This window comes from Roseateles sp. P4_D2, from assembly GCF_056401875.1.
Map to the genome: position 1 here is coordinate 406,231 of NZ_JBFUIM010000004.1, position 18,700 is coordinate 424,930.

The following is an 18,700-nucleotide window of genomic DNA, read 5'->3' on the forward strand; positions in this document are numbered from 1 at the left end:
GTGGGCTCCTCGTGGGTCAGGTTTCGGCGTGGAAATGGCGCAGGGCCACGAGGGCCAGGCGCACGACATTGCGGGTCTCGGTGACGGGGGCACCGGCCTTGGCGCTCAGTCGCAGGCCGCGCATGACGGTCAGCACGAAGTCGGCGGCCGCGGTCTCATCCAGCGTGGGCGGCAGCTCGTCCTGCGCCTTGGCCTGCGCCAGCGCGGCGGCGACGTCGGCCTTGGAGCGCCTGGCGCCCTCGCGCAGGATGGCCGCGACCTCTTCGTCGCTGGTGCCGATCTCGGCGGCCGTGTTGACCGACATGCAGCCGCGCGTGCGTGCCACGCCACTCGAGGACGCAATGGACGTCAGCAGCGTTTCGATGCCGGCCAGCGGCGAGGGTGCGGATGCCAGCACCTTCTGCAGCGATTTGGCGCGCTCGGCCTGGTAAAGGCGCAGGGCCTCCAGGAAGAGGCCGCGCTTGCTCTCGAAGGCGTTGTAGAGGCTTTGACGGCCGATGCCCATGGCCTCGACGAGGTGGGGCATACCCGTCGCCTCGAAGCCCTGGCACCAGAACACCTCCATCGCGCGGTGGAGGACTTCGTCCCTGTCGAATTCGGAAGGTCTTGCCATGAATGAATTGGACTTGTTTTTGAACGATCGGTCAATAATAATGAGCGCCATCGATTTCGCAACCCGCAGTTCCACGTCATGAACTTCGCGAGAAAGCTCTCCGTCGCCGCCGCGCTCGCCCTGTTCATGACCGCACACGCCTCGGCCGACCCGCGCCTGGACGGTGGCGGCGAGTGGATCAATTCACCGCCACTGGCACTCGCCGGCCTGCGCGGCAAGGTCGTGCTGGTCGACTTCTGGACCTACTCCTGCATCAACTGCCAGCGCACTCTGCCGTACCTGCGCGCGTGGGCGCAGAAGTACGGCCCCCAGGGCCTGGTCGTCGTCGGCGTGCATGCGCCGGAGTTCGGCTTCGAGCGCGATGTGAAGCGCGTGCGCCAGGCCGCGATGGAAGGAAAGCTCGACTACCCCATCGTGCTCGACAACGACTTCACGATCTGGCGCGCCTTTGGCAACCAGGCCTGGCCCGCGCTGTATTTCGTTGACGCCCAGGGCCGTGTGCGCCACCAGCAGTTTGGCGAGGGCGACTACGAACGCGCCGAGCAGGTCATCCGCGAGCTGCTGCGCGAGGCCGGCAAGGCGCCGGAGGCGGGCATGGCCCAGGTTGCGGCGACCGGCATCGGCCTGGCGCCCGACATCGCCAACGTGCGCTCACCCGAGACCTATCTCGGCCATGGGCACGGTGCAGCCCGCGGCATCCTGCCCGACCGCCTCAAGCGCTATGCCGGTGGCACCCCCCGGCTCAATGAGTGGTCGCTGGCCGGCGACTGGACCGTGCGCCCCGAGTACGCCGAGCTGTCGGGCGACAGCGGCAGCGTGGCGCTGCGCTTTCAAGCGCGCGACCTGCACCTCGTGCTTGGTCCCGCAACTGACGGCAAGCCGCTGCCATTTCGCATCACCCTCGACGGCCAGCCGCCCGGCGCCGATGCGGGCCTGGACGTGGGCGCCGACGGCCGCGGCCTGGCCAGTGGCGAGCGCCTCTATCAGCTGGTGCGCCAGCGAGGCCCGGTGCGCGCACGCACTTTCGAGATCCGCTTCGATGCACCCGGCGCCCGCGCCTATGCCTTCACCTTCGGTTGACTTCACTGAGGACTTCAGATGAACACCTTGCCCCTGCCCACGCTTCCGCGGCCGCAGCCGCTGCCGCGCCCGGTCGTCTCCTTCGCCCGCATGCTGGTGCTGGCTCAGCGGCGCTTTCGCGATCAGCAGCGGAAACCCGCGGCAGCCGTCTAGCGTCGCGCCCGCGCGGTGGCCAGCGCGCTGTCCAGCGCCTCCAGCAGCCGCCGCGGCTCCAGCGGCTTGGTCAGGTAGCGGAAGAAGCCTGCGGCCAGGCCCGCCACCGCGGCATCGGGCATGGCGTTGGCGGTCAGCGCGATGATGGGGATATGGGCTGTGCGCGGGTCCATGTGCAGGATGGACTGGGCCTCGCGCCCGGTCATGCGTGGCATGTTGTTGTCCATCAGGATGACGTCGGGCACATATTGCCGGGCCATCTCGACCCCGCGCTGGCCGTCGGGCGCCGTCAGCAGCCGGATGTCGCCGCGTGCGGCCAGCAGCTCCTCGACGAGCTGGCGGCTGGCGGGGTTGTCTTCCACATAGAGCACGGTGGCTGGCGCCTCGCCCTCACGCGGCGCGGCCGTCAGGCTGGCCAGGTCGCCCCAGTCGGTTTCGGCGTGCGGCACGGCGGGGAGTTCGCTGGCCCGCAGGTCGACCCAGAACACGCTGCCCTCGCCGGGCACACTGTGCACGCCGATCTGGCCGCCCATCAGCTCGACCAGGCGCTGGGTGACGACCAGGCCGATGCCGGTGCCTTGCTCGGGGCCGCCCTCCTGGCCGAGGCGGTTGAAGGGCTGGAACAGCGCCTCGACCTGCTCGGGCTTGAGGCCGGCGCCGGTGTCCTTCACCGAGATGCGCACATGCCCGGCATTGAACCGGTCGCAGTCCACGCGCACCGAGCCGCCGGGGCGGTTGTACTTGATGGCGTTGCTGACGAGGTTGAGCACCACCTGCTTGAGCCGCATGCGGTCGGCCAGCGCCACGCAGCCGCTGCTGTTGACGAACTGGGTGGCGATGGCGCGCTGGCTGGCCATCGGCTCGATCATCTTGCGGCACTCGGACAGCACATCATCCAGCGGTACCGGCTCGACCGACAGCTCCACATGGCCGCTCTCGATGCGCGCGAGGTTGAGGATCTCGTTGATCAGCGTCAGCAGATGCTTGCCGGCGCCGACGATGTGGTCGACAAACTCCTGGCGCCGCTCGGGCTTGGCGTCAGCGATGTTGGTGCCCAGCAGTTGGCCGAAACCGATGATGGCGTTCAGCGGCGTGCGCAGCTCGTGGCTCATGCTGGACAGGAATTCCGACTTCGCGCGGTTGGCCTTCTCGGCCACGGCGGTGGCGAGCCGCAAGTCCTCATTGGAGGTCTCGAGCTGGGCGGTGCGCTCGTGCACGCGCGCTTCCAGCTGCTCGTTGAGCCGCATGACTTCCTGGGCGTGCTTCTCGATCTCACCCAGCATGCCGTTGAAGGAATCGGCCAGCACGCCGACCTCGTCGTCGGTCATCTTGGCGGCCCGGCGCGAATAGTCCTGGCGCTGCATGACGTCGCGGGCCACATCGCTGATGGCGAGGATGGGCTGCACCACGGCGCGCTGCAGCCGCATAGAAAACAGGAAAGCGATGCCCAGCGCGGCCAGGGCGACCACCGCGGCGATGCCGAGATAGGTCAGCACGCGGTCATGCAGCGCGTACTCGGCGCGCAGATAGACGCTGCCGATGGCGCGCCCATCCTGCACGATGGGCAGGGCGACGGCGATGTCGCGGTCGGCACGGTGCACGCCCTGCTTTTCAGCATGCGCGGGCAGTGGCGCGTCGGCGCCCGCGGCCGTGTAGGAGGCGAAGCGCTCGCCCTGGGCGCCGTAGATGGCGGCGGCACGCACGCGCGGCTGCAGGCGCAGCAGCGCAAGGTTCTCGCTGGCCACCTTGACGTCGTCGAACTCCAGCGCCGGCGCCGTCGAATGGCCGAGCAGCTCGGCCTGGGCCTTGAGATCAGCCACCCAGCCTTCGTGATAGGACTTCAGGTCATAGGCCACCATCGCGCCCAGCGCGACAAGCAACGCGACCAGGGCCGTCAACATCGTGACGCCGAGCAGTCTCCGTTGGAGTGAGAGCCTGAACATCTATGACTTGCCTTCAACCCGACGCGCGACGCCGAGCAGGCGCACGCTGATCTTGAGGCCGCTTTGCGTGGCGGGCGGCAACAGGATGTCAAAACGCACCTTGTCGTCGACGACGACGAAATTGATCATGCCCATTGCGCCGCCGGGGTCAAACTCGGTGACCGTGAGGACTGGCCTCCCTTGTACGGCCGCGAGCAGGTTGGGCGTGTAGGAGACCATGCCGCGCGAAACGAAGAGGGCGTGGACGCCCTCTGGCACTTCGCCGCGCACGAGCCGGCGCACCTCGACGGGCCGCCCGGCCACGGAGGTGGCCGTGGCGGTGCGGCGGAACTCCTCGACGACCGCCTCGCTGGCCAGCACGCCGATGCGAAACGGCTCGCCCACCGGGCCCAGCGACTGCGGCGGCCAGTCGATGTAGTTGCCGAACTTGCAGACGAAGGCGGCCTTGACCTGGTATTCGGCCAGGCCGTCATCGTCGCCCGCACGCGCGCCGCCCGCGATGACCAACGCCGCGAGCAGCAGCGTTCGGCGGGCGAGGCGGGCGGCCTTCATCAGAAGAAGCGCATGCGCATCTGGAGCATGAGGTTGCGGCCGAACTCGGTGCGGGTTTGAATGGCGGTGAACTCGCCGTGGCTGCCGAACAGGTTCTGGGCCACCAGCGCGAGGTCGACATCGGGGCCGATGCGCCGGCCAAGGCGCAGGTCCACGGCCGTGTAGGCCGGCACGTCTGGCGCGCTCAGGGCGCCGACATGGCGCAGCATGAGGTCCAGTTCGGCATCGCTGGGCAGGTTGAAGGCCGCACGCAGCCGCCACAGCTGGCGTGGCATGGCGCCGGAGGCGGCGGCCACGGAGTCGGCGGTGTCGATGCTGCCCGGCTTGAGCTGCAGGCGCGGCCTCAGCAGCGTGACGCCGCCGTGCAGGCGCAGCCAGGACGCAGCCTGCAGGCTGCCCCAGGCCTCCAGGCCGCTGACGCGGCCTTTCATGCCGTTGCCGAAATAGACCGACGTGCCGCTGGGCGCCAGCTCCTGGGTGCGCAGATGGTCGTAGTTGCCATGAAAGGCCGTGGCCGACAGCGTCAGTGCGGGCAGTGGCTGGCCGCGGTAGCCGAGCTCCAGCACATTGGCCGTCTCGGCGCGAAAGCCCGCGCCGCCGTCGAGGATGAAAGGCGGCTGGGCAGGGATGTAGATGTCGCGGTCCAGCCGCGAGGGCGCGCGCACCGTGTGCGCGGCCGAAGCCCACCACAGCTGGCCGGGCGAGGGCTTCCATGCCAGGCGCAGATTGGGCAGGAACTCGTTGCCCGTGTAGTCATTGCGTTCGACACGCGCACCGAGCGTCACGCGCAGGCCCTCGGCAACCGCGACCTCGTCCTGAACAAACAGGCTGGTCCAGGCCTGGTTCAGTCGCTCGGGCAGGAAGGCGAACTCAGGCGCGCCGTGGCCGACGCGGTCCTGCGAGCGGCGATGGTTGGCGCCCAGCACGACGGTGTGGTCAGGCGTGGGCCGCAACGTGTACTGCACTTCGAAATCGGCGATCTCCAGCGTCTCGTCGAAGGTGGGCGGGTTCACGCGCACGGTGCGGTCCAGATAGCCCTGCACGCTGAGTTCGCCGCCGCTGACCGGCCCATCCCAGCGCGCCAGCAGGTTGGCACCGGAGAGCCGGATGGTGTCCAGCGCGAAGTTCACGCCTGTGACGTCGATGCTGCCCGGCCGCGGCTGGCCGTGGTTGCCGCGATAGGCATTGCCCTGCAGTGTGACGCGATCGTTGCCGCGGCCCCAGTCGGCGCGAAAGCCGCCCTTGAGCATGTGGCCCGCATCCTCCACGGGCGTGCCCGCCGCCGTTTCGGTGCGGCCCTGGCTGGTGTGCTTGAGGTAGAGGCGCATGTCGCCGCCGTCGCCCAGCGACCAACCATGGCGCAGCACCGTGTCGCGCTCGCGGCTGCCCGCCGCCGCCGATACCAGGCTCCCGCGCGTGGCCGAGGCACTGCGCGTGATGATGTTGATGACGCCGTTGACGGCGTTGACGCCCCACAGCGTGCTGCCGGGGCCGCTGCTGACCTCGATGCGATCGATGTCTTCCAGTGCCACGTCCTGCACGTCCCAGAACACGCCGGCAAACAGCGGCGTGTAGACCGAGCGCCCGTCGACAAGGACGAGCAACTTGTTGGCCGAGCCGGCATTGAAGCCGCGTGCACTGATCGAATAGTCGCCGCTGGAGGTTTCGGCGACGTGCAGATTCGGCGCCAGGCGCAGGGCCTCGGGCAGGCGGGTCACGCCGGCGCGGCGGATGTCGTCGGCGGTGATGACAAAGAGTGAGGCCGCCGCATCCCCCAGGCGCTGTTCACGCTTGGCAGTGGAGGTGATGGTGACGTTACCGAGCTCTTCCAGGCTGAGGTCGACCAGAGGGGCCTGGGCCGCCGCGGGCGCCGCCCATAGCGCGGCTGCTGCAATGCAACATGCCCGGCTTTGTGGCTGCCCCATGCACCCTCCCAACGGTGACCCGGTCGCTCGACGATAACGCAGCGACCGGATGGCGGCAACGCGACATCGGCCCGCATGTGGCACCAGACGGCAACCCGTGACAAACGCCTCGTTTCAGGGGCGCTGCGTGCCTGCGCCGGGATTCGGCCACGTCGGGCGAGTGGCAGCGCGCAATGGCGCCAGCATCCGCCTGGCCGCCGGGCCGGGGCGCGGCCTGCTCGTCAGCGTGGACTTTTCCTGGGCACGTTCTTCTGCAACTGCCACAGCAGCACACAGACGATCAGCGTCGTGCCGATCAGCACGTTGCCGACCCACGGAAAGTGCTCCAGCCTGCCGTCGGTGCCAATGCTCACGATATGGCCGGACACCAGCGCCGCCAGGCCGCCAGCCAGCTGCTGCAACGCCGCATTGATGGCCGTGAAGGCGCCGCGCTGCTCCGGCGCGGGGATGCCGGTGACGACAACCTGCCAGGGCACCATGCGCGAGAAGATGCCGGCGAAGAGGATGACGTTGACGACGATCAGCGTCATCAGCGATGACGTGCCCAGCCGCGTGTAGATCGCCACCATGGCGATGGTGATCGCGCTGCCGACGTAGAACACCGGCAGCGGGCCGAGGCGGTCGGTGAGGCGGCCCACCAGCGGCGCGACGAACATCGTGCTGATGCCGGTGACGAGATAGACCATGGGCAGGTGCTGCAGGTCGATGCCGACGTTGTTCACCGAGAAGGCGCTGGCGAAGGGCATGATCATGAAGCCGCCGGTCGTCAGCAGCGCCGTGATGACGAAGGCGTGCACATGGCGGGCCTTGGCGACGGTGTGCCAGAGGTGGGCGAAGGCGCTGCGGTCGCTCTGCAGCTTCAAGTGGGCATCCACCGGCTTCATGCGCCAGGCGATCAGCAGGCCGCCGACTGCTCCGAAGGCCACCAATGCCATGAAGGGCGCGTGCCAGTCCCAGTGCGTGGCGAGGTAGAGGCCGAAAGGCAGGCCCAGCACCTGGCTGGCCGCAAAGCCGCCCTGCAGCAGGCCCATGACGCGCCCCCGCAGTGCCGGCTCGAAGAGGTCGGCGGCGATGGCCATGACGATGGAGCCGATGACACCGCCGAACAGCCCGGTGACGATGCGCGCCATCAGCAGCGACTCGAAGCTGGTGGCCAGGCCGCACCACAGCGTGCCGAGCAGAAACCCGCCGTAGAAGAACAGCAGCAGCTTCTTGCGGTCGAAGCGGTCGGCAAAGCCTGCCGTCAGCAGGCCGGAGATGCCGGCGCTGAAGGCATAGGCCGACACGACCAGGCCGAACTGCTGGGCTGTCATCGACATCGCCGGCATGATCATGGCGCCGAGCGGCGACATGATCATGAAGTCCAGGATGACGGCGAACTGCAGCAGTGTCAGCAGGCCGGTGGCAAAGCGCTGGTAGGGGGTGAAGGCGAGCGGCGGGGCAGTGGCTGGAGCGGTGGCTTCGGGCATGGGCGGCGGCGGTGGCAGGCGCGGGGCCTGATGGGGGGATGTTGGGCGCTGGCGTGCCGCTCGATGGCGGCGTTGGGATTGCCACGCAGTGTGCGCGAGGGCGTGCCCGGACGTGGCAGCAGAGACTGGAGCGGGATGAGACGCCGAGCTCGCTGCATAGGAGCCTATTCATATTAAGATAGGCGCCTATGTAAAGTCAAGGACCGTTCATCAGTCCTTTCTGTGCGTCCATGCCCGAGCCTCGAGAACCCCAACCGCCGCTGAAGCTGATCGGCCATGTCCACCGCGGTTTCCAGCGCATGGCCGACCAATTGCTGCGCGAGCAGGGCTTCGCGCTGGGCCAGCTGCCGGTGCTGATGGCGCTGAAGGACGGCAAGTCGCGCTCCCAGGCGGAGCTGGCGCGGCTGGCCCATGTGGAGCAACCCAGCATGGCCCAGTTGCTGGCGCGCATGGAAAGAGACGGCCTCGTCGAGCGAGTGCCCGACCCCGAGGACGGCCGCAGCCGCCTCATCTCGCTGACGACCGCCTGCCGCGAGCGCATGCCCAAGGCGCGCGGCGTCATGCAGGCGTTGAGCGCGGAGGCGCTGCAGGGCTTCAGCGCCGAGGAGGTGGCGGTGCTCGGCGGGCTGCTGAGCCGCCTGGCGGACAGCGTCGATGCGATGCTGGAGCGTCGCCTGGGGGACTGAGGCGGGCCTGGCGCGCCGTCCTACACGGCGTCGCGCCGCAGGCTCACGCGGGTGCGGAGGTGGCCGCGCGAGAGTGAAGCATCCCGATTTGCGGAGATGCAATCATGGACACGATGATGGACAGCCCGCCCCGGCTGGAAACAGCACCTTCGCAGGCTGCGGACGTGCTGATCTGCGTGGTCGGCACGGCCGATGTGATGCAGGCTTGCGAAGCCGACCTGGCGGTACTGGCGGCAAACAGCAGCGTGCATCGCCTGGACTGGCGTCTGGACGACGAGTTCGGCGAACCGCCCGTCGAGGCGGATTGGGCCGACGGCCTTATCGTGCTGAATTCCGACGCCTGGGCTGCACCAACCGGCTGCGCCAAGTTGCAAGCCCTGCTGAAAATGGCCTGGCGCTGCGGCCGCACCGTGGCGCTATGCGGCGACGCGATGAATTCGCTGAGCACACTGGGCTTTGCGGCCGATGTGCCCGCCGAGGCCGAAGGCCTCTTCCTCTGCCCCCAGGGGCCTTGCAGCGAGACGTTGCGCGAGTTCCTCGACGCCATCCAGGAACAGCCCCATCGCGGCCGTTGAGCGCCTGGCCCGTTGATTGATCCTTGCTCCAAGCCTGTCAGCTTGTGGCAGGCCTGTCGGAACTGCACCAAAAAGCGTGGCCCGCGTCGCGCTTCTTCTCGAAGCTGAACGCGGGCCACGCGCAGGGACGAACCGAGTCGCTATCTGCGCATCAACCCCACCACCAGGCTGATGATGGCCAGGATGATGAAGCCGTAAAACAGCAGTTGGGCAATGCCTGCGGCGCTGGCGGCAATGCCGCCAAAGCCGAACAGGGCCGCCACGAGGGCGACAACAAAGAAGATGATCGCGTAACGCAGCATGAGGTTTCTCCTTGGACTGTTGGCATCGCTAATCTAGGGCTGGCGCTGGTGCTGGGGTGCCGGCCCCCGCCGCGCTGCCGGGTAGGAAGCCGCCGACGCGGTTACAGCCGGCTTGGCGCTCGCATCCGCACGTGGCGCCGCAGCCGGTCCATCGCAGCTCACGGGCGGCAGGTCCTCCCCGGGATCGACGAAGGCCAACAGGGCGGCCGGCGGCGCCAGCGCCCCCAGGGCGATGGCGGCAATGGCCTTGCCGCCCAGGGCCTTGCCCTCCAGGGCGATGCGCGGGTCGCCCAAAGTGCCCTGCACGCGCACCGGTGAACGCAGCGTCAGCAACGAGAAGTCCTTGGGCCTGGCGACCACCCGCAGGTCCAGTGTCTCGTCGGCCAGGCTGATGCGGCCGTCGATGTCGATGCGGCTGTCGCGGTTGTCCACCACGGCCGAGCGTGGCCTCAGCACACCCGCCTTGAAATTGCCGTCCAGGCGGGCGCAATTCAGCGCCAGGTTCTTGTCGCCGCGCAGCAGGATGCCCAGGCCTTGAGCCAGGTCCAGCCCGGTGGCTTCGGTCAGCAGATGGGAAATGCTGCCCTTGTCGAGCTGCAGGCGAATAGGCCCGTTCAGGCTGGCCAGCAATGCGGCCGTGCTGCCCCCGTGGCCCTGCACGTCGATGTCGGCGCGCATGCGGCCGGTCACGGGGTGTTCACTCAGGCTCTTGGCCTGGAACTTGAACCACTGCTCGATGGCCATGCCGCGTACGTCGGCATGCACCTGCCACAGCGGCGGGCTGGGGCGCGTGTCCAGCCGCAGCCGGCCGGCCAGCTCGCCGCCGGCCACGCCGGCATTGAAGTTCTCCAGCGTCAGCACGCCGCCTTCCAGCACCACGCTGGTATTCACCGGTGCCAGCGGCGCAAGCTTGGCGCTGCCGAGGTCGAGCTGGGTCAGCGCGACGGCGACGCGCGCGTCCATCGTGCTCAGCGACGGCAGATCCAGCGGCCGGTCGGGCAGCACGCGACCCGGGCGGCTGGGTGGCGCATCCGCGCCGACGGCTGGGCCTAAGTCGGCCAGGCGCAGCGGGCCGCCACGCAGCATGCCGCTGAGCATGGGGCGCCGTGTTGACTTCTCGCGGGTGTCGAAGCTGAAATCGCCGGCCAGTTGGCTCTTGCCGATGCGGGCACGGGCACCGCCCAGCTGCCAGACGCCCGAGGCATGCTGCAGCCGCCCGCTGAGCTCCAGCGGCGGCGTGCTGGGCAGGGTGATGCCGAAAGGGCGGCCGACGTCGGCCAGCGAGTTGCCGCGCACCTGCAGCTGGCCGTCCAGCGCGCGGGCGTCGAGCAGCGATGCGGCCGTGCCTGCGAAAGCGATGCGGCCGTCACGCTGGGTCAGTTCGGCACGCAGCTGCACCGGCGGCAGGCCGGTGTCGGCGGGCGCGAGCAGGGCCAGCCCGGCGCCGGCTTCGGCCTTCAGCGCGAGTTGCTGGCCGCGCAACTTGCCCTTCAAGTCGGCCGTCCACTGACCGTCGGCCTGGGTCGCGAAGCGGGCGTCGCCGACCAACAGCAGCGGCGCATCGTCCAGCTGGGCGCTGCCGTGGCGGACGACGAGGTGGTCGATCTGCGGCAGCTCGGCCGGCTCATCGCGGGCGCCCGAGGGTTGCACCGGCCAGGCCGTGCGGCCGGCGGCGTCACGCTGCCAGTTCAGGGACAAGGACTCGGCCTGTACCAGGCGCAGCCGCAGCGGTGCGCCGCGGCGCCAGGCCCAGATGTCACCCCATTGCCAGTTCAGCAGCACGTCCTTGGCGTCGGCCAGGGGCTCGCCGCGGGTGCCGCTGACGCGCAGCCGGGGGGCCTCAAGCCGAGGTTTCCACAATAGGTGCAGCCGAGCACCGGCGTCCATGTCCAGGCCGCGCTCGGCCTGGGCGGCCAGCCGGGGCGCGAGGCCGGGCCAGCCGGCCAGATCCATGCCCACGACGGCAATGACGACCAGCACGACGGCGCCGGCAATGGTGACGGCGACTTTCATGAAGGCATGCTCGCGGCCGGTTGCCGGGACCGGCGTGGGACGGGGGGCCCCATGCCTGTAGGACGCTGGCTGACACACGCGCCTGTCGGTTCGGTCCGACAGGCGATCGGCGCCTGGGCCGAAATCGGGCGCGGCCCGAGGCGTCCAAAGTATGAAAACCGGCCTGATGGCCTCGCACCGGAAAGGACGCCCCAATGAAACAGCACACCACTGCCCGCCTGCCCCTGCTAGCCACCCTCGCCATGGCCGCTGCGCTTGGCGCCTGCAGCCGGCAGCCCGACGATGAACTGAGCGCCGGCCAGCGCGCGGACAACGCCGTGGCCGATGCCAAGCGCGAAGGCAGCGAAGTCCTGGCCGACGCCCGCATGTCGGCGCGCGAGGCCGCGGATGCGACAGCCCGCGTTTCTTCAGACATGAACATCACGGCCAAGGTCAATGCCGCGCTGGCCGTGGATGACCAGCTGAAGGCCACGCAGATCAATGTCGACACCCGTGACGGGCAGGTGACGCTGTCCGGTCAGGCGCCCGACCCGAGGTCGCGCGAGCGCGCTACGACGCTGGCCGCGGCCATCGACGGGGTGAAGCAGGTCAACAACCAGCTGGTGGTCACCCGCAACGGCTGACCCTGCAACTCGCCAAAGCAAAGGCGCCCCGCGAGGGCGCCTTTGCTTTGGCCGCGTCGGCATGCCGTCCGACAGTCCACCGCCGGCCGTAACGATAGCCTTGTCTAGACAACTGCAATCGCTTACTCATGGCCGCCCCTGTTTCTGCATTGAAACGCTTCATGACCGTGGCCAAACCCTATTGGGTGGGCGACCGGCGCGTCTGGGCCTGGGCCTTTCTGGTCGGGCTCATCGTGCTGATGCTGGCCGAGACGCAGTTCGCCGTGTTGCTGAACAACCAGACCGGCGAGCTGACCTCGGCACTGGCGGCGCGCGACGAGCCGCGCTTCTGGGCCGCGGTGCGCGCCATGCTGTGGATCATGGCCTTCGCGGTGCCTATCTTTGCCATCTACTACTACGCCCGCGACGCCTATGCCAACGACTGGCGGCGCTGGCTGACCCACCGCTTCCTGGACGGCTATCTGCGCGAGCGCCGTTACTTTCACATCGCCGGCGACGAGATCGACAACCCGGACCAGCGCATCGCCGACGACATCAACACCTTCACCAGCCGGTCGCTGCACTTCCTGCTCATCCTGCTGGGCTCGCTGATGCAACTGGTGGCCTTCAGTGCCGTGCTGTGGTCGCTGTCGCATTCGTTGGTGGGCTTCCTCGTCGCCTACGCAGTGGCCGGCACCCTGCTGTCTCTCGGCCTGTTCGGGCGGCCGCTGATCCGGCTCAACTACTGGCAGCTCAAGCGCGAGGCGGACTTCCGCTTCCGGCTGATGCGCGTGCGCGAGAACGCCGAGTCCATCGCCTTCTATGGCGGCGAAGACCAGGAGCGCCACCAGCTGCAGCAGCGCCTGCGCGCCACGCTGCTGAACACACGCAAGCTGATCCGCGCGCAGTTCGGGCTCAACCTTTTCCAGCGGGCCTTCAGCCAGCTGAGCCTGCTGGTGCCCAGCGTCGTGCTGGCCGCTGACGTGCTCGGCGGGCGACTCGAGGTGGGCCAGGCCGTGCAGGCCGGTGGCGCCTTTGCGGCGGTGCTGGGGGCGGTGTCCCTCATCATCGACAACTTCGAAAGCCTCTCGCGCTTCGTTGCCGGCATCGACCGCCTGCATGTGATGACCGAAGTGTTGGATGCGGCACTGCCCGAGGCGGGCATCGACCGCCAGGAAGGCCGCGAGCTGAACATCAAGGACCTCACCGTGCACGCGCCGGGCAGTGACCGGGTGCTGGTCGAAAAGCTCTCCCTGCACGTGCCGGAAGGCGGCTCACTGTTGATCACCGGTGCCAGTGGCTGTGGCAAGAGCTCGCTGCTGCGCGCCATCGCTGGCCTGTGGACCCAGGGCAGCGGCCAGGTACTGCACCCGCCGCGCGAGGATGTCTTTTTCCTGCCGCAGCGGCCCTATCTGCAGGTGGGCACGCTGCGCAGCCAGCTCATCTACCCCAGCACGCAAAGCAAGCTCGACGATGAAGCGCTGCTGAAGGTGCTGGACGAGGTGCAGCTGCGCCACCTCGCCGAAGGCGACAGCGGCCTGGACCGCAGCGAGGACTGGGAAAAGCTGCTCAGCGGCGGCGAGCAGCAGCGCCTGGCATTCGCGCGCCTGCTGGTGCATGCGCCGCGCCTGGCCATCCTGGATGAGGCCACCAGCGCGCTGGACGACGCCAACCAGAAGCGGCTGTACCAGCGGCTGGCCGAACGCGGCACCACCCTGATCAGCATTGCCCACCGCGCCGCCGTGGCGGGCTTTCACCGCCATGTGCTGAAGCTGACCGGTGGCGGGCGCTGGACGCTGGCGAAGACGCCGCGCCGGCCAGCTGACAAGCCGGACAAGTGAGGGTTCGCGCAAGGGTCGAGTAGGAAATCGTCGCTACGATCCGCGCACTTCCTGCTGCTAGCCTGCGCGCCTCCCCGATGGACCTGACGATTGCCGCGATCCTGGGCCTGGATGGCCTGACCAACGGCGCGATCTACGCGCTGGTCGCCCTTGCCCTGGTGCTGGTGTTCTCGGTCACCCGCGTCATCTTCATTCCCCAGGGCGAGTTCGTTGCCTTCGGCGCGCTGACGTTGGCTTCACTGCAGATGGGCAAGGTGCCGGGCACCGTGTGGCTGCTGCTGATGATGGCCATTGCGGGCGCTGTGCTGGACGTGATTCAGGGTTTGCGGGAGCGGCGACCGATGGCGCGCATCGCTTTCGGGCTGATGCAGACGCTGAGCTTTCCCATCGGCATGGCTGTGGCTTTGCCGATGTTGGCGCAGGAACAGCCAGCGCTGTGGATCCAGGTGCTGTTGACGCTGGCCATCGTCACGGCGATGGGCCCGCTGCTCTACCGCCTGGCCTACCGCGCACTGTCCGGCGCCAGTGTGCTGACGCTGCTCATCGTGTCCGTCGGCGTGCACTTCGCGCTGACCGGCGTCGGCCTGGTCTTCTTCGGTGCCGAGGGCTATCGCACACCGGCCTTCTGGGAAGCGCGTTACGACGTCGGGCCGCTGAGCTTCACGGGCCAGACGCTGATCATCTTCGGCGCCTCCATCGCGCTGCTCGTGGCGATGTTCTTCTTCTTCGAGCGCACGCTGATGGGCAAGGCCTTGCGCGCCACCTCGATCAACCGCACCGGTGCGCGGCTGATGGGCATCTCGGGCGATGCGGCCGGCTCGCTGAGCTTCACGATGGCGGCCTTCATCGGCGCGCTGTCGGGCCTGCTGATCTCGCCGTCGACGACCATCTATTACGACACCGGCTTCCTGATCGGCCTGAAGGGCTTCGTCGCCGCGGTGTTCGGTGGCTTGGCCAGCTTCCCGATGGCGCTGGCCGGCGCGATCGGCGTCGGCCTTATCGAGAGCTTCGGCTCCTTCTGGGCCAGCGCCTTCAAGGAGGTCATCGTTTTCACGGTGATCCTGCCCATCCTCCTCTGGCGGTCCTTCGTGGATCCGCACCACGAGGAGCATTGACGCGATGAACCGCACGCATCTCGCCATCGCTGCCGCCATCGCTGTCCTGGTCCTGCCCTTTGTCCCGGTGCCGGACTTCTGGATCACGCAGCTCAACTACATCGGCCTCTTTTCGCTGGTCGTGCTGGGCCTGGTGCTGCTGACCGGCGTGGGCGGCCTGACCTCGTTTGGCCAGGCCGCGTTTGCCGGTGTCGGTGCCTACGCAACCGGCTATCTTTGCAACGCGCTGGGCATGTCGCCCTGGCTGGGGCTGGTGGCGGGCCTCGCGATCACGCTGGTGCTGGCCCTGGTGATCGGCGCGCTGACGCTGCGCATGTCGGGCCACTACCTGCCGCTGGCCACCATCTGCTGGTGCCTGGCGCTCTATTTCCTCGTCGGAAACCTCGAGCCTCTCGGCAAATACGACGGTCTGCTGGGCCTGCCGGCCATCACGCTTGGTGACTTCAGCTTCCAGAGCGAGCGCCGCATCTATCTGCTGATCTGGCTGGCGGCCCTGCTCGCCGCTTTGGGCGTCACGCGGCTGCTGGATTCGCGGCCAGGCCGCATCATGCGAGCGCTCAACACCAACCGCGGCGGCGGCTCGACGATGCCCGAGGCCATGGGCGCGTCGACCTTCCGCTACAAGCTCATCATGTTCGTCATCGCGGCGCTGCTGGCCTCGGTGTCGGGCTGGCTGTATGCCCACATGCAGCGCAGCGTGAACCCCTCGCCCTTCGGCATCAAGTTCGGCATCGAATACCTCTTCATGGCCGTGCTCGGTGGCATCGGCACGGTCGGCGGCGCCTTCACGGGGGCGGCGCTGGTGAAACTGGCGGAGGACCAGCTCAAGGTCGTGCTGCCGCTGGTGTTCGGCGGCTCGGGCAATTACGAGATCATCGTCTTCGGCGTCGTGTTGGTGCTGGTGCTGCGCTTTGCGCCGGATGGCCTGTGGCCGCTGATTGCACGCTGGCTGCCGGCGGGCCGTGCGAAGGCGGTGGACGAATCGGTGCCGGCCTTGAGTGCACGCAGCCACCCCGAGCGCGGCGCGGCCCTGCTGGACGTGCGCAAGATCCGCAAGCAGTTCGGTGGCCTGGTCGCCGTCAACGACATCAGCTTTGCGATCCGCGCCGGCGACATCGTCGGCCTCATCGGCCCCAATGGCGCCGGCAAGAGCACGACCTTCAACCTCGTCTCAGGCGTGCTGCCGCTCACCAGCGGCGAGGTCGAGCTGCTCGGTCAACGCATGGACGGCCGCGAGAGCCGCGACATCGCCCGCGCCGGCTTGAGCCGCACCTTCCAGCATGTGAAGCTGGTGCCCGACATGACGGTGCTGGAGAACGTCGCGCTGGGCACCTATCTGCGCACCAAGAGTGGCACCCTGCGCGCGATGCTGGGCCTGAATGCGGCCGAAGAGGCTCAGGCCCGCGCCGAGGCCATGCGCCAGCTGCGCCGCATCGGCTTGGGCGACCAAGCCCATGAGCTGGCCGGCAACTTGGCGCTGGGGCCGCAGCGCCTCGTCGAGATCGCCCGCGCGCTGGCCAGCGACCCGTCGCTGCTGCTGCTGGACGAACCCGCCGCCGGCCTGCGCCACAAGGAGAAGGAAGCGCTCGCCGAAGTGCTGCGGCAGCTGAAGGGCGAGGGCCTGTCGCTGCTGCTCGTGGAGCACGACATGGACTTCGTCATGAGGCTGACCGACCGCATCGTCGTCATGGAGTTCGGTCGCTGGCTGATGGAGGGCACGCCAGCTGAAGTGCAGGCCAGCCCGGCGGTGCGTGCGGCCTACCTGGGAGCGGACGAATGAGCGCCTTGCTGGAGGTCGTCGACCTGCACGCCGGCTATGGGCGTGCCGAGGTGTTGCATGGCCTGAGCTTCACCGCGGCGGAGAAGAGCGTCGTCACCGTCATCGGCCCCAACGGCGCCGGCAAGTCCACGCTGCTGGGCGCGCTGATGGGCCTGATCCCGTCGCGCAGCAGCAGGCTGCGCTTTGCGGGCGAAGACATCGCCAAGCTGACGCTGGAAGAGCGCGTGCTCGCCGGTCTGGCCCTGGTGCCCGAGAAGCGCGAGCTGTTCGGCACCATGACCGTCGAGGACAACCTGCTGCTAGGCGGCTGGCGGCCCAAGAAGCTCGGCGACAAGCGCTGGCGCGACGGCATGGACAGCGTCTACACGCGCTTCCCGCGCCTGAAGGAGCGCCGCGCGCAAGCGGCTGGCACCTTGTCCGGCGGCGAACGCCAGATGCTGGCCCTGGGCCGCGCGCTGATGGGCCAGCCCAAACTGTTGATGCTGGACGAACCCAGCCTGGGCCTGGCACCGCTCATCGTGCGCGAGATCTTCACCATCGTCGACGACCTGCGGGCCAGCGGCGTCAGCATCCTGCTCGTCGAACAGAACGCCCGCGCCGCGCTGCGCGTGGCCGATCACGGGCATGTGCTGGAGACGGGGGAGTTCGGGCTCAGTGGACCGGCGGATCAGCTGGCGGCGGATCCGAGGGTCATCGAGACGTACCTGGGTGCGGGGCGAAAAGAGTAACGTGGGACGTTCCGTCATCTGGCGCGACGCCAGGCTCTGTCGCATATCAGGAGCAGAGGCATGAAGCTATTCATTGCGAAGATCGTTATCGCGGCAATGGCCATAGGTGCAATCGTCTTGGGCGCTAGTAGCCAAATCGCGCCGGGGATTGCCGGCTGGAAGGTGCTGCTCGGGGCGGCTGCATTCGCCGCCGTGTTGTTATCGGCAGTGCTGGTGCATGCCTTCCTGGTGGGATCGCTTCGGGAATTGCTGCTCCGCTGGGGCGCCATCGATACGCAGTGGCTGTGGACGCCCGACTATCCCGAGGGTTTCAAGCGCTACTGGCGCCGCGGCTCGAAAACAACCACCGAATGAGCGCTACGGCCTGACGAACTTCGTCCGCGCAATACCGAACATGCGCCGCCAAGCTCAGCTCAGCTGAGCTGAGCTGAGCTGAGCTGAACCCGCGAAGCCCCAATTCGTGGGCCGCCCCGACCACGACGGCCCGTCCGTCGCCGCAGCAGCGACGCTCACTGCGCCGTCATCCCCCCATCCACCGCCAGCGACTGCCCCGTCAGATAGCGTGCCTTGTCGCTGGCCAGGAAGACGATGGTCTGCGCGATCTCGTCCACCGTGCCGGCGCGCTTGGCCGGGATGGCGGCGAGCAGGCCGGCCTTGGCGTCTTCGCTGCGGCCGAGGAAGCGTTCCATCATGTCGGTCTGGACAGGTCCCGGCGCGACGGCGTTGACGCGCACGCCGGCGGCGGCGCCCTCGAGCGCGGCGCTCTTGGTCAGGCCTTCGACCGCATGCTTGCTGGCCACATAGACCGACGCGCCCGCAAAGCCGATCAGCCCGGCCACCGACGACAGGTTGACGATGGCGCCGCTGCGCTGGGCCAGCATGGCGCGCATCTCGTGCTTCAGCGAGAACAGCACGCCGCGCACATTGGTGTCGAAGATGGCGTCGTAGTTCTCGGCGCTCTGCTCGGCGATCGGGCCGTTGCTGCCCTCGGTGCCGGCGTTGTTGACGGCCACGTCCAGGCGGCCGAAGCGCTCGACCGTCTGCTCGACGAGCGAGCGCACCTCGGCCTCGTGGCGCACGTCGGCGCGGATGAAGGTGGCGTCTGCGGCGCCTTGCGTTTTCAGTTCGGCGGCCAGAGCCTGGCCTTCGGGTTCGCGGCGACCGCTGACGACGACGACTGAGCCTTCCTTGGCAAAGGCGAGGGCGGTGGCGCGGCCAATGCCGGTCAGGGCGCCGGTGATGAGGACGATGCGAGACGAGGTCATGGAAATGACTCCAGTGGTTGAGTGAACTCACTGTGATTGCTGCCTCCTCAATCCAGAA

18 protein-coding genes are annotated in these 18,700 nt (G+C 68.4%); 10 read left to right on the forward strand and 8 right to left on the reverse strand.

Annotated features, from left to right (window positions below):
• Window positions 1-16: 16 nt before the first annotated feature.
• Window positions 17-613, reverse strand: a complete 597-nt coding sequence (locus AC1DW0_RS09920; protein WP_457389470.1) for a TetR/AcrR family transcriptional regulator — start codon at window positions 611-613, stop codon at window positions 17-19.
• 78 nt (window positions 614-691) lie between these two features.
• On the opposite strand from AC1DW0_RS09920, the gene AC1DW0_RS09925 reads away from it, so the two are divergent.
• A complete protein-coding gene (locus AC1DW0_RS09925) occupies window positions 692-1,693 on the forward strand; it encodes a thioredoxin family protein (RefSeq protein ID WP_457389469.1) in 1,002 nt (333 codons plus the stop codon).
• An 18-nt stretch (window positions 1,694-1,711) separates the two neighbouring features.
• Window positions 1,712-1,846 (forward strand): hypothetical protein, encoded by a 135-nt coding sequence (locus AC1DW0_RS09930; RefSeq protein WP_457389468.1) that lies wholly within the window; start codon window positions 1,712-1,714, stop codon window positions 1,844-1,846.
• Here AC1DW0_RS09930 and AC1DW0_RS09935 read toward each other — a convergent pair.
• The 4 genes from AC1DW0_RS09935 to AC1DW0_RS09950 form a co-directional block, all read right to left on the reverse strand.
• A complete protein-coding gene (locus AC1DW0_RS09935; RefSeq protein WP_477945642.1) occupies window positions 1,843-3,789 on the reverse strand; it encodes a sensor histidine kinase, YfiR-like protein-associated in 1,947 nt (648 codons plus the stop codon). The genes AC1DW0_RS09930 and AC1DW0_RS09935 overlap by 4 nt on opposite strands.
• The gene (locus AC1DW0_RS09940) at window positions 3,790-4,341 is read right to left on the reverse strand and encodes a TOL_0243 family YfiR-like periplasmic protein (RefSeq protein ID WP_457389466.1); all 552 of its coding nucleotides are present in this window, start codon (window positions 4,339-4,341) and stop codon (window positions 3,790-3,792) included.
• Window positions 4,341-6,266 carry a TOL_0244 family TonB-dependent receptor gene (locus AC1DW0_RS09945; RefSeq protein WP_457389465.1) on the reverse strand — a complete coding sequence of 642 codons (1,926 nt, stop codon included), beginning with the start codon at window positions 6,264-6,266 and terminating at the stop codon, window positions 4,341-4,343. The genes AC1DW0_RS09940 and AC1DW0_RS09945 overlap by 1 nt, the downstream gene beginning before the upstream one ends.
• A 221-nt stretch (window positions 6,267-6,487) precedes the next feature.
• The gene (locus AC1DW0_RS09950) at window positions 6,488-7,735 is read right to left on the reverse strand and encodes an MFS transporter (RefSeq protein ID WP_457389464.1); all 1,248 of its coding nucleotides are present in this window, start codon (window positions 7,733-7,735) and stop codon (window positions 6,488-6,490) included.
• 230 nt (window positions 7,736-7,965) lie between these two features.
• Between AC1DW0_RS09950 and AC1DW0_RS09955 the strand changes: the two genes are divergently transcribed.
• Together AC1DW0_RS09955 and AC1DW0_RS09960 are read left to right on the forward strand one after the other, a co-directional pair.
• Window positions 7,966-8,421 carry a MarR family winged helix-turn-helix transcriptional regulator gene (locus tag AC1DW0_RS09955; RefSeq protein WP_457389463.1) on the forward strand — a complete coding sequence of 152 codons (456 nt, stop codon included), beginning with the start codon at window positions 7,966-7,968 and terminating at the stop codon, window positions 8,419-8,421.
• 104 nt (window positions 8,422-8,525) lie between these two features.
• Window positions 8,526-8,996 carry a hypothetical protein gene (locus AC1DW0_RS09960; protein WP_056204716.1) on the forward strand — a complete coding sequence of 157 codons (471 nt, stop codon included), beginning with the start codon at window positions 8,526-8,528 and terminating at the stop codon, window positions 8,994-8,996.
• A 140-nt stretch (window positions 8,997-9,136) separates the two neighbouring features.
• Here AC1DW0_RS09960 and AC1DW0_RS09965 read toward each other — a convergent pair whose 3' ends face one another.
• Both AC1DW0_RS09965 and AC1DW0_RS09970 read right to left on the reverse strand, forming a co-directional pair.
• Window positions 9,137-9,298, reverse strand: a complete 162-nt coding sequence (locus tag AC1DW0_RS09965) for a DUF1328 domain-containing protein (RefSeq protein WP_082533043.1) — start codon at window positions 9,296-9,298, stop codon at window positions 9,137-9,139.
• A gap of 33 nt (window positions 9,299-9,331) precedes the next feature.
• The gene (locus tag AC1DW0_RS09970; protein ID WP_457320211.1) at window positions 9,332-11,311 is read right to left on the reverse strand and encodes an AsmA family protein; all 1,980 of its coding nucleotides are present in this window, start codon (window positions 11,309-11,311) and stop codon (window positions 9,332-9,334) included.
• A 194-nt stretch (window positions 11,312-11,505) separates the two neighbouring features.
• Here AC1DW0_RS09970 and AC1DW0_RS09975 point away from each other — a divergent pair, with 194 nt between their 5' ends.
• The 6 genes from AC1DW0_RS09975 (at window position 11,506) to AC1DW0_RS10000 (ending at window position 17,731) form a co-directional block, all read left to right on the forward strand.
• The gene (locus tag AC1DW0_RS09975) at window positions 11,506-11,934 is read left to right on the forward strand and encodes a BON domain-containing protein (protein WP_457320212.1); all 429 of its coding nucleotides are present in this window, start codon (window positions 11,506-11,508) and stop codon (window positions 11,932-11,934) included.
• 128 nt (window positions 11,935-12,062) lie between these two features.
• Window positions 12,063-13,754: an ABC transporter ATP-binding protein/permease gene (locus AC1DW0_RS09980; protein WP_477945646.1), complete on the forward strand. Its 1,692-nt coding sequence runs from the start codon at window positions 12,063-12,065 to the stop codon at window positions 13,752-13,754.
• 77 nt (window positions 13,755-13,831) lie between these two features.
• Window positions 13,832-14,869, forward strand: coding sequence for a branched-chain amino acid ABC transporter permease (locus AC1DW0_RS09985; protein WP_477945648.1), 1,038 nt, complete (start codon window positions 13,832-13,834; stop codon window positions 14,867-14,869).
• 4 nt (window positions 14,870-14,873) lie between these two features.
• On the forward strand, window positions 14,874-16,649 hold the full coding sequence (locus tag AC1DW0_RS09990; RefSeq protein ID WP_056204703.1) for a branched-chain amino acid ABC transporter ATP-binding protein/permease: 1,776 nt from the start codon (window positions 14,874-14,876) through the stop codon (window positions 16,647-16,649).
• A complete protein-coding gene (locus tag AC1DW0_RS09995) occupies window positions 16,646-17,377 on the forward strand; it encodes an ABC transporter ATP-binding protein (protein WP_477945650.1) in 732 nt (243 codons plus the stop codon). The genes AC1DW0_RS09990 and AC1DW0_RS09995 overlap by 4 nt, the downstream gene beginning before the upstream one ends.
• A gap of 60 nt (window positions 17,378-17,437) precedes the next feature.
• Window positions 17,438-17,731: a hypothetical protein gene (locus tag AC1DW0_RS10000; protein WP_457320221.1), complete on the forward strand. Its 294-nt coding sequence runs from the start codon at window positions 17,438-17,440 to the stop codon at window positions 17,729-17,731.
• A gap of 155 nt (window positions 17,732-17,886) precedes the next feature.
• On the opposite strand, the gene AC1DW0_RS10005 is transcribed toward AC1DW0_RS10000, so the two are convergent.
• Entirely contained in the window at window positions 17,887-18,642 is a 756-nt protein-coding gene (locus tag AC1DW0_RS10005) for a glucose 1-dehydrogenase (RefSeq protein WP_477945652.1), read from the reverse strand.
• Window positions 18,643-18,700: the final 58 nt, after the last annotated feature.